Source organism: Mycobacterium sp. 4D054, assembly GCF_052245755.1.
Classification (GTDB): Bacteria; Actinomycetota; Actinomycetes; order Mycobacteriales; family Mycobacteriaceae; genus Mycobacterium.
The window spans coordinates 17980-34023 of the sequence record NZ_JBQQCF010000031.1 but is presented as its reverse complement, the minus strand read 5'-3'; the positions used below and the strand labels follow the sequence as shown (position 1 = coordinate 34023).

General features: G+C 68.7%; 16 protein-coding genes. 6 read left to right on the top strand and 10 right to left on the bottom strand.

Features of this window, described 5'->3' with window-relative positions; all coding sequences use genetic code 11:
* Genes ACTWP6_RS20575 through ACTWP6_RS20565 form a run of 3 tightly spaced genes read right to left on the bottom strand, consistent with a single transcriptional unit; the run spans position 1 to position 2436 of the window.
* Positions 1-711: a lysostaphin resistance A-like protein gene (locus ACTWP6_RS20575; RefSeq protein WP_443188651.1), complete on the bottom strand. Its 711-nt coding sequence runs from the start codon at positions 709-711 to the stop codon at positions 1-3.
* Positions 708-1856: an NAD(P)H-binding protein gene (locus ACTWP6_RS20570; protein ID WP_443188650.1), complete on the bottom strand. Its 1149-nt coding sequence runs from the start codon at positions 1854-1856 to the stop codon at positions 708-710. The genes ACTWP6_RS20575 and ACTWP6_RS20570 overlap by 4 nt, the downstream gene beginning before the upstream one ends.
* 58 nt (positions 1857-1914) lie before the next feature.
* A complete protein-coding gene (locus ACTWP6_RS20565) occupies positions 1915-2436 on the bottom strand; it encodes a gamma carbonic anhydrase family protein (RefSeq protein ID WP_260754823.1) in 522 nt (173 codons plus the stop codon).
* Between the two features lie 58 nt (positions 2437-2494).
* Here ACTWP6_RS20565 and ACTWP6_RS20560 point away from each other — a divergent pair, with 58 nt between their 5' ends.
* The 3 genes from ACTWP6_RS20560 to ACTWP6_RS20550 all read left to right on the top strand — a co-directional run bounded on the left by ACTWP6_RS20560 (position 2495) and on the right by ACTWP6_RS20550 (position 4918).
* The gene (locus ACTWP6_RS20560) at positions 2495-3451 is read left to right on the top strand and encodes an SDR family NAD(P)-dependent oxidoreductase (protein ID WP_443188649.1); all 957 of its coding nucleotides are present in this window, start codon (positions 2495-2497) and stop codon (positions 3449-3451) included.
* Positions 3448-4044, top strand: a complete 597-nt coding sequence (locus ACTWP6_RS20555; RefSeq protein ID WP_443188648.1) for a TetR/AcrR family transcriptional regulator — start codon at positions 3448-3450, stop codon at positions 4042-4044. The genes ACTWP6_RS20560 and ACTWP6_RS20555 overlap by 4 nt, the downstream gene beginning before the upstream one ends.
* A 121-nt stretch (positions 4045-4165) precedes the next feature.
* Positions 4166-4918, top strand: a complete 753-nt coding sequence (locus ACTWP6_RS20550; protein WP_443188647.1) for a fasciclin domain-containing protein — start codon at positions 4166-4168, stop codon at positions 4916-4918.
* Positions 4919-5068: 150 nt separating this feature from the next.
* Here the strand turns inward: ACTWP6_RS20550 and ACTWP6_RS20545 are convergent, their stop codons facing one another.
* From ACTWP6_RS20545 to ACTWP6_RS20535, 3 genes are read right to left on the bottom strand one after another with little or no spacing between them, the layout of a single operon-like run.
* On the bottom strand, positions 5069-6211 hold the full coding sequence (locus ACTWP6_RS20545) for an acyl-CoA dehydrogenase family protein (RefSeq protein WP_443188646.1): 1143 nt from the start codon (positions 6209-6211) through the stop codon (positions 5069-5071).
* Between the two features lie 24 nt (positions 6212-6235).
* On the bottom strand, positions 6236-7036 hold the full coding sequence (locus tag ACTWP6_RS20540; protein ID WP_260754828.1) for a crotonase/enoyl-CoA hydratase family protein: 801 nt from the start codon (positions 7034-7036) through the stop codon (positions 6236-6238).
* Complete coding sequence (locus ACTWP6_RS20535; protein WP_260754829.1) at positions 7033-8190, bottom strand: thiolase family protein; 1158 nt, start codon at positions 8188-8190, stop codon at positions 7033-7035. The genes ACTWP6_RS20540 and ACTWP6_RS20535 overlap by 4 nt, the downstream gene beginning before the upstream one ends.
* A 243-nt stretch (positions 8191-8433) precedes the next feature.
* Between ACTWP6_RS20535 and ACTWP6_RS20530 the strand changes: the two genes are divergently transcribed.
* The gene (locus tag ACTWP6_RS20530; protein ID WP_443188657.1) at positions 8434-9198 is read left to right on the top strand and encodes a FadR/GntR family transcriptional regulator; all 765 of its coding nucleotides are present in this window, start codon (positions 8434-8436) and stop codon (positions 9196-9198) included.
* Between the two features lie 30 nt (positions 9199-9228).
* Here ACTWP6_RS20530 and ACTWP6_RS20525 read toward each other — a convergent pair whose 3' ends face one another.
* The 3 genes from ACTWP6_RS20525 to ACTWP6_RS20515 all read right to left on the bottom strand — a co-directional run bounded on the left by ACTWP6_RS20525 (position 9229) and on the right by ACTWP6_RS20515 (position 13108).
* Entirely contained in the window at positions 9229-10971 is a 1743-nt protein-coding gene (locus ACTWP6_RS20525; protein WP_443188645.1) for a DUF3556 domain-containing protein, read from the bottom strand.
* Between the two features lie 126 nt (positions 10972-11097).
* A complete protein-coding gene (locus ACTWP6_RS20520) occupies positions 11098-11619 on the bottom strand; it encodes a DoxX family protein (RefSeq protein ID WP_443188644.1) in 522 nt (173 codons plus the stop codon).
* Between the two features lie 22 nt (positions 11620-11641).
* On the bottom strand, positions 11642-13108 hold the full coding sequence (locus ACTWP6_RS20515) for a carotenoid oxygenase family protein (protein WP_443188643.1): 1467 nt from the start codon (positions 13106-13108) through the stop codon (positions 11642-11644).
* A 64-nt stretch (positions 13109-13172) separates the two neighbouring features.
* Here ACTWP6_RS20515 and ACTWP6_RS20510 point away from each other — a divergent pair, with 64 nt between their 5' ends.
* Positions 13173-13832, top strand: coding sequence for a TetR/AcrR family transcriptional regulator (locus tag ACTWP6_RS20510; protein WP_260754833.1), 660 nt, complete (start codon positions 13173-13175; stop codon positions 13830-13832).
* A gap of 99 nt (positions 13833-13931) precedes the next feature.
* On the opposite strand, the gene ACTWP6_RS20505 is transcribed toward ACTWP6_RS20510, so the two are convergent.
* Entirely contained in the window at positions 13932-15212 is a 1281-nt protein-coding gene (locus ACTWP6_RS20505; RefSeq protein WP_260754834.1) for a WS/DGAT domain-containing protein, read from the bottom strand.
* A 22-nt stretch (positions 15213-15234) separates the two neighbouring features.
* Between ACTWP6_RS20505 and ACTWP6_RS20500 the strand changes: the two genes are divergently transcribed.
* The gene (locus ACTWP6_RS20500; protein WP_260754835.1) at positions 15235-16044 is read left to right on the top strand and encodes an SDR family NAD(P)-dependent oxidoreductase; all 810 of its coding nucleotides are present in this window, start codon (positions 15235-15237) and stop codon (positions 16042-16044) included.

The window sequence follows — 16044 nt, the reverse complement described above, 5'->3', positions numbered from 1 at the left end:
CTACACCCCGAACATCGGCGGCAACGCCAGCACCATCACCAGCCCCCAGAAGAAGTGCGTCAACATCGGGGCGAGCACTCCCCCGGTGGCCCGCCGCAGCAGCGCGCACACAGTGCCCAGGATGATCGCGGCGAAGCCCAGCATCGGGTTGCCGGTGGTGGCCGCCGTCGCGATGACGTAGAGCACCGTCGAGACGATCACCGGATGGTATTTGAGCAGTGCGGTGTACACCGCGCCGCGGAAGAACATCTCCTCGGCCAGCCCGTTGATCACCGTGATGAAGATGATCAGGTACAGCGGGCCGGCGTTCGAGTACTGCAGGACTTCGCGGATGTAGTCGTTGACGCCGGGGATCTCGCGCACCACCAGACCGCCGAGCACGAAGATGCCGCCGAGAAGCAGCCCAACCGCGGTTCCGGTGATGACGGGCCGCTGGTTGCGGCCGCGGACACAGACGTGGCCCATGTGCAGCGGGCCCGAAGCGAAAGCGCCCGCCGCCCACACGCCGGCGAGTGCGAGGGTGAGCCAGATGAAGGTCTCGTCGCCCGGCGGCCGGCTCAGCGAATAGCCCAGCAGTGCCGCGCCGATCAACAGGACGACGCCGACCACCCATTTGCGTTTGCCGACGACCGACGGTGGCTCGTTGTACGGCGGAGCCTTCCTGCGCGCGATCTTGCGCAACTCGCCGGCCCAACCCACCTCGGCGCTCACGCCGTACTCACCCTGGGCACCAGTCCGAGCACAGTGTCCAGCCCGGTGCGCACGGCCGCCGCGACCGGACCCGGAACGAAACAGAGCAGACCGAGAATAGGCCGGGCCACCGGCGGTGTCACCGCGCGGGCCAGCTGCCGCAGCCGCAGGGTGTCGCCCCCGGCCCACTCGGGGTCGGTGTCGGCGAGATGGTGCGGGTCGGTCAGCTCGTCGACAGGCCGGCGCGGCGGGCTGGCGACCGCCCGCTGGATCGCGTCCTGGACGCCCACGAGTCCGTCGGGAGGATCGGGCACCAGATCCCGGAGACTCTTCGCCGTCGCCAACATCGGGAAGTCCAGGGACTCAACGAGATCGGCGGCCAGTCCACCCGGAACGGGCAGCACGGCGCCGGTCAGCTTCGAAACCAGCGAGGTGTCGACGCCGTACACCGCGACCGGCGTGCGCCAGATGCCGGCCACCTTCGCGTAGGTGCGCAGCAGGTCACCGTAGGTGGTGGTTTCCGGACCGGCGATGTCGTAGGCGCCCGCGGGCACGGCGTCGGTGTCGACCGCGGCGACCAGATAGTGCAGCGCGTCGCTGATCGCGATCGGGTCGATCGGGTTGGCCGACCATTCCGGCATGGGCAGCAGCAGGAACCGGTCGCCGACGTAGCGCAGCATCTCGAACGACGTGGAGCCCGCACCGATGATGATCGCGGCCCCCAGCCACACCACGTCCGGCCCGCCGTCGATGGTCAGCGCGGCGGCGACCTCGGCCCGGCTGGCCAGGTGCTCCGACAGCGAGTTCTCATTCGGTACGAACCCGCCCAGGTAGACGATGCGTCCCACCCCGGCGGCCTTCGCCGCGGCCGCCACGTTGGCCGCGGCGCGGTTGTCGGCCTCGCGGAATCCCGGCTGGCCGATTCCGTGCACCAGGTAGTAGACGACGTCGACGGGACCGGCGTCGGTGAAGGCCTGGTTGGCCGAGATCTCGTCGTGCGCATCGAGCGTCACCGTCGAGACACTGTCGTACCAGCCGAACTGCGCCAACCGGTCCGGATCTCGGCTTGCCGCGACCACCTGGTGTCCGTCCTCGAGGAGCGCCGCGACCAGGCGGGATCCGATGTAGCCGGTCGCGCCGGTGACCAGGGTGCGCACGGGTTTCACGGTAAGCCCTGTACCCAGGCCGCCTGAGTTCAGAACACGGGGCGCGGGGTTAGGTCGGTCACGCCTGGTTCCGGTGCAGCTTCACCAGCTCCTGATACACCGCGGCGTTGCTGCGGATGCCGGCGATCTCGTCCTCGCTGAGCTGGCGCCGCACCTTGCCCGGCACCCCGGCGACCATGGATCCCGGCGGGATCACCGCGTTCTGCGGCACCACCGCGCCGGCGGCGATCAACGAGCCCGATCCGACGACGGCGCCGTTGAGCACCACCGCGCCCATGCCGACCAGTGAGTTGTCCTCGATGGTGCAGCCGTGCAGCACCGCGTTGTGCCCGACGCTGACTCCCGCGCCCACCCGTGCCGGGAAGCCGGGATCGACATGGATGGTCACGCCGTCCTGGATGTTGGTGCCGGCCCCGATCTCGATGGGCTCGGCCTCGGCCCGCAGGATCGCGCCGTACCAAGCGCTCGCGCCGGCGGCGAGGCTGACCCGGCCGACAACGGTGGCGTTGGGCGCCACCCAGCTGTCGGGGTGCAGGTCGGGTGAGTGGCCGGCGACGGGCAGGATCAGTGGCTCAGGCATGGCCGTCATCGTAGGGCCGGGTGCGGACGGTCCCGACGCCACGTGCGATCCTCACGTCGTGACATCGACGTCAGCGCCGACCGCACTCGACATCGTCGAGGGAGTCGACCTCACCGGCAAGACCTGCGTCATCACCGGCGCCTCCTCCGGACTGGGCCGCGAGTCCGCCCGCGCCCTGGCCAGGACCGGTGCGCACGTGATCCTGGCGGCCCGCAACACCGATGCGCTCGCCGAGACCGAGGCGTGGATACACGCCGAGGTGTCCGACGCGGCGCTGTCGTCGGTGCACCTGGACCTGACGTCGTTGGCCAGCGTCGCGGCGGCCGCGGCGGAGATCGCCGAGCTGACGCCGGCGGTGCACGTGCTGATGAACAACGCGGGAGTGATGTTCACCCCGTTCGGCCGTACCGCCGAGGGCTTCGAAATGCAGTTCGGCACAAACCATCTGGGCCATTTCGAGCTGACACGGCTGCTGTTCCCCGCGCTGGTCGCCGCCGACGGCGCACGGGTGGTCAACCTGTCCTCTGAGGGACACCGCATGGGTGACGTCGATTTTCAGGACCCGAACTGGGAGCACCGCGACTACGACAAGTTCGCCGCCTACGGCGCGTCGAAGACCGCCAACATGCTGCATGCGGTCGAGTTGGACCGCAGGCTGCGTGACAGCAGCGTGCGCGCCTTCGCGGTGCACCCCGGGATCGTGGCCACCTCGCTGGCCCGCCACATGACCAACGACGACTTCACGAGCCTGAACAAGTCCAGCGCGAAACGGACCGGCGACAAGCCGCCGACCGACTTCCGCACGCAGTTCACGACACCGGAGTACGGCGCCGCCACCCAGGTGTGGGCGGCCGTCAGCGACGAACTCGACAGCAGCGGCGGGGTGTACCTGTCCGACTGCCGGGTGCGCACCGCCGCTCCCTACGCCGTCGACGACTCCCGTGCGCTGGCACTGTGGGCACTGTCCGAACACCTCTGCACAGAGAGCGCGTCGAGCTCGGGCACGGGTGCGTGACCACCGGCGCGAAGGTCGTCTACCTTCGCTCCTACGGTGACCGCGACCGCGACGACCATACGGTGGTGGCCGCCGTCCTCGACGCCACCGTCGCGCAACTCGCCGAGGTCGCGTTCGACGCGCTGAGCACACAGCGCATCGCCGCGGCGGCCGGCGTCTCGCACCGCGACCTCTGCGTGTACTTCCGGTCGAAGGACGCGATCGTCGCCGAGATCTATCTCAATCTGCTCCGCGACGCGCCGCTGACCGTCGATGTGGACAAGTCGGCGCGGGCGCGGGCGGCCGCGCTGTTCAACCAGCTGGTGATGCTTCCCGCGAAGCATCCCGGGCTGGCCGCCGCGTGCGCCGGCGCGCTGATCTCGCGGGAGCCGTCGGTGCAGGTCATCCGGCGTCGCATCCATGCCGAACTACACCGCCGGGTGCGCGCGGCGCTGCGCTCGCAGGTATGGCCCGAGGTCACCGAGACGCTGGAGTTCGGGCTGGTCGGCGCGATGGTGCAGGCCAGTTCGGGAACCGCGACGTTCGAGGCCACCGCGGCCGGGTTGAGCAGCATCGTCGCAACCCTGTTGCCCGACACCTCGCCGAGGCCCTGAAGCCCAGCTCAGGGCACTGCCGACGGGTCGAGCGACAAGCCTCGCCCGCTAACTCGACTTGGCCGTCGCCGACAGCGGCACATACCATGCCAGGCGACTTGACGACTGTAAGGAGCGCAACGTGAAGACCCCTACCAGCAAGGCCATCGGCGTCGCTGTCAGCGCCGCCGCGATCGCCCTGTCGGTCCCGCTGTCCATCAACGCCCACGCCGAACCGACCACCCCCGCGGCGGAGATCCCGGATCCGCAGGGACCCGAGTGCGGCGCGTTCAAGGAGGCACTGCCGAACTGGAAGGGCCTGGCGAACCTGCCGGTCAGCACCGCGCTGTCCTCGATCGCCGAGATCTCGACGTTCAACGCCGCGCTCTCGGGGCAGATGAACCCTGCCGTGAACATCACCAGCGTGCTCGACAACGGGCCGTACGTGGTGTTCGCGCCCACCAACGAGGCGTTCGCCGCGCTGCCGCCCGACCAGCAGGAGGTGCTGCGCACCGATCCGGCCGCGCTGACCAGCCTGCTGTACTACCACGCGTTCCTCGGCCTGCTCGGCCCCGACGACGTCAAGGGCCAGCGTCCCACCCAGGAGGGCACCGAGATCGAGGTGACCGGCTCCGGCGGTGACATCCAGGTCAACGAGACCACCGAGGTGCTCTGCGGCGGCATCCCGGCGCAGAACGCCCGCATCTACCTCGTGGACAAGGTGCTCGACCCGACCGAGGCCCCGGCCCCGATCACACCGACCGGCACGTCGGAGACGAGCACCACCGAGACGACGACCACGTCCCCGACCGAGACCACCGAGCCGGCACCGGCGCCGGCGGAAGCACCGGCCGAGTCGCCCACCGTGCCCGCGGCCGAGGCACCGATCGGCTAGCCGGCCGTCTCAGCGCCGAGAGTGCGCTGGGTCTGGTGATTGCGCGAAATCACCGCTCTCACCGCACTGTCGGCACACGAAATGCCCCCGCCTCGGGCGGGGGCATTTCTCGTCGGCGGGCCGACTCAGATTCCACGTCGGCGGGCCGACTCAGACTCCCAGGTCGCGACCGATGATCTCCTTCATGATCTCGGTGGTGCCACCGAAGATCGTCTGGATGCGCCCGTCGACGTAGGCACGGGCGACCCGGTACTCCATCATGTAGCCGTAGCCGCCGTGCAACTGCACGCACTGGTCGACGACCTTCTTGGCGACCTCGGTGGCCCACCACTTCGCCTTGGCCGCCTCGACCGCGGTCAGCTCTCCGTCGACCACGCCCTGCAGGCAGCGATCGATGTAGGTCTCGGTGACCTCGAGCTCGGTCTCCATCTCGGCGAGCAGGAACCGGTTGTGCTGGAAGCTGCCGATCGGCTGGCCGAAAGCCTTGCGGTCCTTGGCATATCGCAGCGTCTCGTCGAACACCGCCCGCGCGCCGGCGATCGCCGAGATCGCGATCGACAGTCGCTCCGAGGGCAGGTTGGTCATCAGGTGGTAGAAGCCGCGCCCCTCCTTGCCGAGCAGGTTCGCGTTCGGCACCCGGACGTTCTCGAAGTGCAGCTCGGAGGTGTCCTGGCTGTGCAAACCCATCTTGTCGAGCTTGCGGCCGCGGCTGAAGCCCTCCATGTCGCGCTCCACCACGAACAGCGAGAAGCCCTTGTGCCCGGCCTCCGGGTCGGTGCGGGCCACCACGACGCACAGGTCGCAGTTGATGCCCGACGAGATGAACATCTTGGAGCCGTGGATGATCCAGTCGTCGCCGTCGCGCACCGCGGAGGTGCGGATGCCGGCCAGGTCGCTGCCGGCGCCGGGCTCGGTCATCGCGACTGCGATGATCGTCTCACCGCTGGCGATGCCCGGCAGCCACCTCTTCTTCTGCTCGTCGTTGGTCAGGTCCTTGAAGTAGGGCCCGACGACGTCGTTGTGCAGGCTCAGCGCGGGTCCGTGCACACCGGCCTTGGCGATCTCCTCGTCGATGATCGCGTTGAACCGGAAATCGTCCGACCCGCCGCCGCCGAACTCCTCGGGCATGTTGAACCCGATGAGGCCGTACTTGCCCGCCGCGGTGTAGGCCGACCGGTCCACGATGCGCTCGGTCTCCCACTTCTCGTGGTGGGGGACGAGCTCACGCTCGATGTACTCCTTGACGGTTCCGCGGAACGCCTCGTGCTCGGCGTCATAGATGGTGCGCTTCATGGCTTTTCGCTCCCCTTGCTTGGCTTACTTGGCCTTCCAGACCGGCTCGCGCTTCTGCGCGAAGGCCAGCGGTCCTTCCATGGCGTCTTCGGTCTTCAGCAGAGTCGAGAACTCGCCGAAGGTCTGCTTCCAGAACGGCTCGTCGCCGGCGACCACACCGTCGATCGCGCCATAGGACACCCGCTTGCTGGCCTGCACGGCCAGCGGCGCGTTGCAGGTGATCCGTTCGGCCAGAGCCAGAGCAGCGTCGACGACGGTGCCGTCGGGCACGACCTGATTGATCAGACCCCAGCGCAGCGCGTCGGCCGAGCTGATCGGCTCACCGGTGTAGATCAGCTCCAGCGCCACCTTGCGCGGCAGCTGCTCGACGATGCGGAATACGCCGCCGGCGCCGGCGATCAAACCACGCTTCACCTCGGGCAGACCGAATTTCGCGCGTTCCTCGGCGACCACCAGATCACTGGCCAGGGCCAGCTCGGTGCCACCACCCAGCGCGGTGCCGTTGACCGCGGCGATGGTCGGCTTGTCGATGAAGTGCCGCACGTAGCCGGCGAAACCCCACTCCGAGTGCTCGGGGTGGAACAGGTTCTCCCCGCGTGAGATCGCCTTGAGATCGGCTCCGGCACAAAAGGATTTGTCCCCGGCGCCGGTCAGGATGACGGCCCGGATCTCCGGGTCCTCCTGCGCGGACTGCAGTGCGTCACCGACGGCGGTGCTGACCGAGGCGTTGATCGCGTTGCGGGCCTCGGGGCGGTTGATCGTGATGATCAGGACGTTCCCCCGGCGCTCGGTGAGCGCGCCAGGGGCGACGGCGGTGTCGGTCACAGCAGTTCCAGGATGGTCGCGTTGGCCTGGCCGCCACCCTCGCACATGGTCTGGAGGCCGTACTGAATGTTGTTGTCGCGCATGTGGTATAGCAGCGTGGTCAGGATGCGCGCACCGGAGCCGCCGAGCGGATGGCCGAGCGCGATGGCGCCGCCGTTGGGGTTCAGCTTGTTCTCGTCGGCGCCGATGTCCTTCAGCCATGCCATCGGCACGGGCGCGAACGCCTCGTTGACCTCGAATGCGCCGATCTGGTCCAGGCTCAGGCCGGACTTGGCGAGCGCCTTCTGCGTGGCCGGGATCGGCGCGGTCAGCATGATGACCGGGTCGGCGCCGGCGAGCACCGCGGTGTGCACCTTGGCCAGCGGCTTGAGACCGAGCTCCTTGGCCTTCTCGGCGGACATGAGCAGCAGCGCGGCCGAGCCGTCGGAGATCTGGCTGGAGTTACCGGCGTGGATCACGCCGTCCTCCTTGAATGCGGGCTTGATGTTGGCCATCGACTCGACGGTGCCGCCGCGGCGGATGCCGCCGTCTTCGAGCACGACGGTGTCGTTGCCGTCGGCGTCTTGGGTCTTGATGCCCACGATCTGATCCTTGAAAGCACCGGAATCCTGTGCGGCAGCAGCCTTCTCATGCGATCGCAGCGAGAACTCGTCGAGCTCGGTGCGGGACAGGCCCCACTGCTCGGCGATCATCTCGGCGCCGATGCCCTGGTTGGGAGTCTTGTCGTAGCGCGCCTTGAACGACTCACCATAGGGGTTGCCGCCGTTGGCCAGCGACGAGCCCATCGGGGTGCGCGACATCGACTCGACGCCACCGGCGACCACGACGTCGTAGTGACCGGCCACCACACCGGCGACGGCGAAGTGCAGCGACTGCTGGCTGGAGCCACACTGGCGGTCCACGGTCACCCCCGGGACGGTCTCGGGCCAGCCGGCCGACAGCACCGCGGTGCGGGCGATGTCGAGCGCCTGCTCGCCGGCCTGCATGACGCAGCCCCAAATCACGTCGTCGACGAGCGCGGGGTCGACACCGGCACGCTGCACCAGTCCGTTGAGCACCTGGGCCGACAGCTCGGCCGGATGGATCCCCGACAGAGCGCCATTGCGCTTGCCGACTGGCGAGCGGACTGCCTCGACGATGACGGCTTCAGCCATGCGGATACTCCTTCATTGAATCGGCTTTGCCACGAACCTAACCAACAAGGTTTACTAGGTCAACCTACTGGTTGGTAGGGGTTTGGACCCGGGCCGCCACCTCCCAGGGTGGTTCGCACCTGGACGGACCCCCGCGTGGTCCGATTACCCCGTCATCACATGGTTTACTGAGTTGCACAGCTGTCACGCAGCGTAGTCGACCGACGAGGAGGTGCAGTGACCCACGGCATACCCCTGGCCCCGATGATCGGGCCGGACGCCGTCGCCTCTCGCGCCGCCGTTCGCTCCCCCAAGACCGCCGAGCTCGTCGCCGGCACGCTGCGCCGGATGGTCGTCGAAGGACAGCTCAAGGACGGCGACTTCCTGCCCAACGAAGCCGAGCTGATGGCCCACTTCGGCGTCAGCCGCCCGACATTGCGCGAAGCCGTCCGGGTGCTGGAGTCCGAGCGCCTGGTCGAGGTGCGCCGCGGCTCCCGCACCGGCGCGCGCGTGCGGGTGCCCGGCCCCGAGGTCGTCGCCCGACCGGCGGGGCTGCTGCTCGAACTGTCCGGCGCGACGATCGCCGACCTGCTGACCGCGAAGTCGGGAATCGAACCGATGGCCGCGCGGTTGCTCGCCGAGTCCGGTTCGCCCGAGGCGTTCGACGAGCTGGAGCAGATGCTGGAGGAACTCGCCGCCGACGGTCACCAGTCCAGCCGGCTGGCCGAGGCCACCGGGCTGTTCCATTTGCGCGTGGTGCAGCTGTCGGGCAACGCGACGCTGAGCATCGTGGCCGGCATGCTGCACGAGATCACGGTCAGGCACACGGCCTTCGTGTTCAACGAACGGCGCCCGGTGTCGAAGGCGGACTACGACACGCTGTTGCGGTCCTACCGCAGGCTGATGCAATTTCTGCGCGCCGGCGACGCCGTCGGCGCCGAAACGCATTGGCGCAAGCATCTCGACAAGACCAGGGAGCTGCTGCTGACCGGCCTCGAGAGTGTGCCCGTCCGCGACGTCATGGGCTGACCCCCCGCACAGACAGAGCCGATCCGCGACTCACGAGGCGTCGGCGGCGTCCCTCTGCCACGTCACGTGCACCGGAACAGTGTCGTCCCACGGCTGCCGGGTGACCATGTCGTCGACTATGACGTAACCGCGTTCGAACTCGCCGGTGGCGGCGTCGACCAGCCGGTACTCCTGACGCTGCCGGTGGATCGGCTGCGCGTCGAGCAACAGCACCCGCACCTCGCCGGGCTCGAAATGGCACCGCTTCTGTAGGGCGGCGATCAGCTGCTCGTTGTGCATATGTCCGTCACCGAAGTTCCATCCGATCGCGGTGCTGCAGATCCGTTCGCCGTCGGTGAGCACGTACTCGTCCTCGTTCCCGTCGGCCATGAGCCGGTGCGCGAGCGTGAACATCGCCCGGCCGTGGGTGTTGAACGACCGGAACGCATACCCCATGTACTGGTAGATCTCGGCGGTCTCCTTGCTGCCGTAGAACTTCTCCATCTGCGCGGCGGGCATGCTGGCGATCGCGACGATGCCGTTGGTGATCTTCTCGGCGGCCGACGGCTTCACGCACCACAGCGAGGTGTCCCAGTTGCCGGCGTAGTAACGCATGCCCGGCAGGAAGGACACCTTGCGGGGGAAGAGGTTTCCGACCACGACGGTGCCGGCGACGACGACGAACAACACGATCGGCCAGGGGCTCTGCAGGTCCGACAGACCGACCCCGGCGTTGCCGACGAACAACGCCAGCACGCTGAACATCATGAAGACGTTCCACTCCAGGGGCACCCCCATCGGGATTGCGGACAGGATGCCGAAGTGGAACACCAGCATCACGAAAGCCGCTATCGCGGTGGGCCATCCGCCGTGAGAGAAGAACAGCACCAGCGGCACCAGCATCTCGATGGCCGTCGAGAAGTGCGCGAGTACCCGCGACGCGCGCCCGGGACGCAGGTCGTCGGGGAAGCGCTCGAAGAACTTCCGCTTGATCGCCCGCGGCCTGATCACCGGGTTGTTGCTCATTATCGTCGAGATCACGAACGGGAAGTGCTTGTTGAGCTTCGAGGTCGCCGCACCCATCCAGATCACCAGGCAGACCAGCTTCGCGGCGATGATGATGTCGGCGCCGCTGAACAGGAAGCACACCGCCAGCGACCCGTACACCTCGCCGCGGGCGGCCAGAAAGATGACCTTGTCGCGCAACCCGGCGAGAATCAGCAACCCGATGATCGTCGCCGTCTGCCACACCGGCAGGATGCCGATCTCGGACCCGATCTCCGGGATCGGGCCGGTGCCGTCGGAGAACAGCGCGACCACGAGCACCACCAGCAGGGCTCCGTAGAGCGCGACGTCGAACAGGGTGCGGGTGTCGCCTGTTGTCAACGGAACCCGGTTCGGCCACGGGGGGAGCCGGATGGTCTTGGGTCTCAGCCAGTACAGCACCGAGCCCATCGGCGGAAAGAACCGGTTGTTCAGCGGACCGAACCCGCAGCCGAGACCGACGACCTCGAACAGCATCGTGTAGAAGACCACCTTCTGGTACACGATCGGCTCGTGATACCAGGCGGCCACGTTCGTGAAGCCGTCGATCCCGCTGGTGCTCAGCACGATCAGCCACGCGACGAGCACGTAGAGCAGGATCTTCACCACGTAGAACAGGTGCAGCACGACGGGAGTGCCGAAACCGACCTCCGCCCAGTGCCGCGCCATCGGCACGATGCGTTCCGCGCGGGTGCCCTTACTCCATTCCGCGTAGTCGACGACGGGAGCGTCCTGCTTGAGAAACCCCATGCCGGACAGACTAGAACGTGTTTCAGTTTCGATGGCCGCGAACAGACACAAAATCGCACGATTCGCGGCGCGATCGTGCGAGTTTGCGTCTGTTCGCGGGCTACCTCGCGGGGACTGGCCGGGAGGTTACGCGCCAGTCTTGGCGGGCGGACGGTAGAAGATGACCAGCTGACCGATGCCGCCGGCCAGGCCGAGCCCCACCGAGATCACCAGCCCCCACCAGCCGTGCAGCAGGTCATACACGCCCGTGCCGGAGAACAGCAGGTGGTCGAGGCTCAGCTTGCCTGCGCCGATGGTCGCGATGCCGACCGCCGACGCTGCGAGCACCAGGTTGTATTCCCAGCCCTCCTTGACGATGAAGAACCCGTTGGGCTTGTGCACCGTCCAGGCGGCGACCAGCATCAGCGCGACGAAACCCGCGGCCGGGATCGGGGTCAACAGACCGACCGCCAGCCCGATGCCCGCGGCCATCTCGGTGGTCGCGGCGATCCGGGCGTGGAACATGCCCGGCCTCATCCCCATGCTGTCGAACCAACCGGCGGTGCCCTTGAGTCCGCCTGGGCCGAAGAACTTGTTGTAGCCGTGCGCAGCCATGGTCAAGCCGAGGACGACTCGCAGGATCAGCACTCCGACGTCATAGGCAGTCATGCAACAGAACTTAGAACATCTGTCACGTCGCTGGCCACCCCCTGCCCGTCTGGGCCGTCGGCACCCAGTTGCCGTGGAACCCGGCCGGCACCCGGTGCGGCAGCCGGACGGAGGCGAGGTCATCGAGAGTGGCCGCGTCCAGGATCGCCAGTTCGCTGCGGTCGGTGGACCGGTCATAGACGTAGCCCATCAGCACGCCGTCGTCCTCGCCGGCCTCAGGATTGGACGGGTGGAACACGAACTCGCCCAACGTTTTTCCGGCTCCGAACGACCGGGCCACGGAGCGGTTCCCGACGAAATCGTGCTTGAGCAGCGTGTCAGCGCAGGTCCCGCCACCGGTGACGGCCGGGGCGTAGCCGTACCGGTGCCGCCGGCCCACGACGCGTTCGTCGACGCGCGGGAACTCCTGGCCGCGGTCGTCGATCCGGGATTCGCGAATCTTTCCATCGGCGAGGTCGACGGTCCAGCGGTCCAATGTCGGCGGGCCCTCATTGGGACCACGATGATCGGTGGCGAACATCTTCTCGTGCCGCACCACGTCGAGCACCACGGTGTCGCCGTCGTCGAACGCGTTCATCGGGTGGAAGACGTAGCACGGCTCGACCTCGAACCAGCGGACGTCGCCGTTGCCGCCGTCGCGCGGCATGACGCCGACACGAGCCGGATAGCGGGGGTTCCACGAGTACGGGAAGGCGGCCTCAGAGCCGCCGGCGCCCGGGCGGCGCGCCGCGACGGGGTCGGGGATGCGCACCCGGCCGATCAGCGCGGACAGCAGCAGCCGGGCGGGCAGCCGCAGCCCACGCGGCACACCGATCGCGGCGGCCTGGCGGGCGTCGAACGTGACCGGCAGGTCGTAGAACACCACGTGCCGTTCGGTCAACGAGAAGTCGTGCATCATCGGACTTCCGGTGACTTCGACGTTTACGGTGCGCCGGGCCCGGCCGTCGACGCCGATCACCGAGTACTGCACCGTGTTCCCGTTGAGTAGGCAGTAGGACACCGCGTGCAGCTCACCGGTCTGCGGGTCGCGTTTGGGATGAGCGGTGTAGCCACCGGCCAGCGTGCCGTCGAAATCGCAGACGCCGACGGTGTCCAGTTCGTCGGTCAGTTCGTATTGGGCGACCCCGGCCTCGATCAGCGCCATCGTCCTGCCCGCATGGCCTATCACGTTGGTGTTGGCGCCGATCGGGGTCAGGCCGTAGTCCCCCCGGGGCGGTGTCTCCCCGAGCGCCGCGGCCACTCGCGGACTGCGCACCCACCGGTTGCGATACCACTCGGCCCGGCCGTCGCGCAGGCGGATGCCGTGCACCATGCCGTCACCGGTGAACCAGTGATAGAGCTCAGGGTCGATCTCGGCGACCGGATTGGGGCCGTTGCGCAGGTAGCGGCCGTCCAGATGGTCCGGAATACGGCCGACCACGTCGAGATCGGTGAGCGTGTACTCCTGCGCCACCGGGGCGAATGCGCCTTCGAGGTACTGATTGGCCATACCGCCCCCTATAACAGCGTTATACGTGGTCTCTGTATAACACCGTTATGGCAGCATGGCAACCATGAAACAGGTAGCTGACAGCCTTGTCGGGGCCGGGGTACGGCTGATGGAACGCGACGGCCTCGCGGCCTTGAGTGCCCGCAGCGTCGCCGCGGAGGCCGGCACGTCGACGATGGCGGTCTACACGCACTTCGGCGGCATGACGGGCCTGCTCGACGCGATCGCCGTCGAGGTGTTCAGCCGGTTCACCCAGGTCCTCACCGAAGTCGCGGACACCGACGATCCGGTCGCCGATTTCCTGGCCATGGGGCTGGCGTATCACCGGTTCGCGCTCGCCAACCCGGCGCGCTACCAGATGATGTTCGGCGCGGCCTCGCCGGCGTCCATCGCCCGATTCCGCAGCGACATCACCGCCACCGGTACCGCGACCAACCGCGCCGAATGGGCGGCGTCGTTCGGCGCGCTGCACCGCGCCGTGCACCGGATGATGGCGGCCGGCCGCATCCGCGTCGACGACGAGCTCGCCGTCGCGGGCCGGTTGTGGAGCATCAACCACGGCGCGGTGATGCTCGAGCTGGCGGGCTTCTTCGGGCACGAGGGCCACGGGCTGGCGCAGATCCTCGGCCCTCTGGTCATCGACACCCTCGTCGGCATGGGCGACGACCGGGACGCCGCGACGCGTTCGATGGAGTCCGTCGTCGCGGCACTGGCCGATTCGTAGGGTTGGCCGAGTCGTCGTGAGATCCGCATCATCCTCGCCGAGATCGCGTCCAGCGTGCGATTTTCCCGACTTGACGCGCGTGGAATGCGATTTCGGCGGTCAGGGCGACAGCGCGTGGGCCAGCCGCTCGACGTAGGCGTCGATGTCGCCGATCGCCGAGTCCGCGGCGTGCACGCTGACCGCGACCGTGTCGCCGATGCCGTGCACGCCGTGCGTGACGCCCATCATCGGCGACAGACTCGGAAAGCCGGCGGTCAGCACGACCGTCGCGGCGCCGAACCGCAGATCCGCGGGACCTCGGTTGACGCTGGAGACCACGGTGTTGCCCGTCACTGTGGGCGACCGCACGTCGGGATCGATTTGCGCTGTACCCCAACGCAGTAGAGGGGCCGGCAGGGTGGCGAACGCAGCCGCCTCGCTCTCCATCGCCGGGTGTGCGGCACGGCGCCGCCGCCGGTGGAGGTCCCCCGCGATCGCTTCGGCGCGCTCCTGCGGCGCCAGACCTGGATAGAGGCCGACGCCGACATTGCCGAAGTGGTTGTGTGCCCTGGGCGGCCCCGGCCGGGCCATCGGCACCTCCGCTCCCAACTCGGCCGGGTCGTCACCGATCTCACGCAGATGACCGGCCAGCGCCGCCGACACCGCCGCCAGCACGCCGACGGTCACTGTCGACGCACCGAACCGTCCGCGCGGGCACACCACCGTACGCAGCCGGCGAGCGCCGTCGGGGCGGGTATTGCTGGTCAACGCGGGTCGCGAAAGCGCTTGCGGTGGAACCAGTCCCGCTTCGGTGTCGCGCACCAGCCGGCGGTGCGCCCGGCCGGCGGCGAACGCTCGCCAGGGCAGCGCCGCCCCGGACGCCGCCGGCGCGGTCACCGCGGGCACATCGACGTCACGGCCGAACAGGCGGGCGGCCAGCGCCGAGGCCCGGGTGCCATCGGCGAGGGCGTGGCAGATCTGCAGCACCGCAACCGATCCCGTGCCGTTGCCCGGCAGGCCGCCGACGGACGGGAACACGTGCAGCCGCCAGGTCAGAGCGGTCGCGTCGAGCTGTTCGTCGGTCAGATCCGCGACCGCCGCCAGGCACGCCTGCCAGTCGAGCGCGCCGAGGTTGTGCACCACGATCTGGTCGACGGCGACCTCGCGCGGCGCCCACACCGGATATGTCCAGAACCCGGTGTCGGCGATCCGCAGTCCGAACTCCGCACAGGTCTGCGCCCGGCCACGCACGACGTCCAGCGCCCGGTCCAGGTCGCCGACGCCGCCGTCACCGCCGCCGTCAAAGGCGTTGAAGGCGTACAGCAGGAACTGGTCGTTGGGGACCGCCGCCGACATCCAGTACATCTGCGCGTCGACCGCCGTGAGCCGGCGCACCGTCATCGGCCCAGGCTAGGCTGCCGGCATGGCGACAATGCCCGCGCCCTCGGACACGGGGGCGGCGTTGATCACCGGCGCATCGTCGGGAATCGGGGAACACCTGGCCCGCGAACTTGCGCGGCGCGGGCATCAGGTGGTCCTGGTGGCGCGGCGTTCCGAGCGGCTGCGGCAGCTGGCCAATGCGCTCGGCACGCGCGCCCACGTGCTCGCCGCCGACCTGGCCGAGCGTGCGGACCGGGCGGCGTTACCCGACCGGGTGGCCGCCCTGGGGCTGACGGTGGATGTGCTTGTCAACAACGCGGGCGTGGCGAATGTGGGGGCGGTCGCGCGGGTGGACGTCGACGACGAACTGCGGCTCATCGAGGTCGACGTCGCTGCCGTCGTCGACCTGTGCACCCGGTTCGTGCCGGCCATGGTGGCGCGCGGACGGGGCGCTGTGCTCAATGTCGCGTCGGTCGGGGCGTTCGGTCCGGTGCCGTGGCAGGCGTCCTACGGCGCAGCCAAGGCGTTCGTGCTCTCCTACACCGAGGCGATGCGCGAGGAGTTGAAGGGCACCGGCGTGACGGCGGCCGTCGTGTGTCCGGGTCCGGTGCGGACGGGGTTCGGCGAGGCCGCCGGCATTCCCGACGAGGACGCCGAGAAGTTGCTCCCGAGTTTCCTGTGGGAGCAGCCGGAGGCCGTCGCCAGGGCCGCGGTCGACGGCCTGGTCCGTGGCCGGCGGATCATCGTGCCCGGCGCTGCGAACCGGGTGGCGGCGGCGCTGAACCGGTTGGCCCCGCGCTGGGTCCTGCTGCCGATGCTGGCCCGCAACCACCCCGGCCGCGAGCCGCGCTGA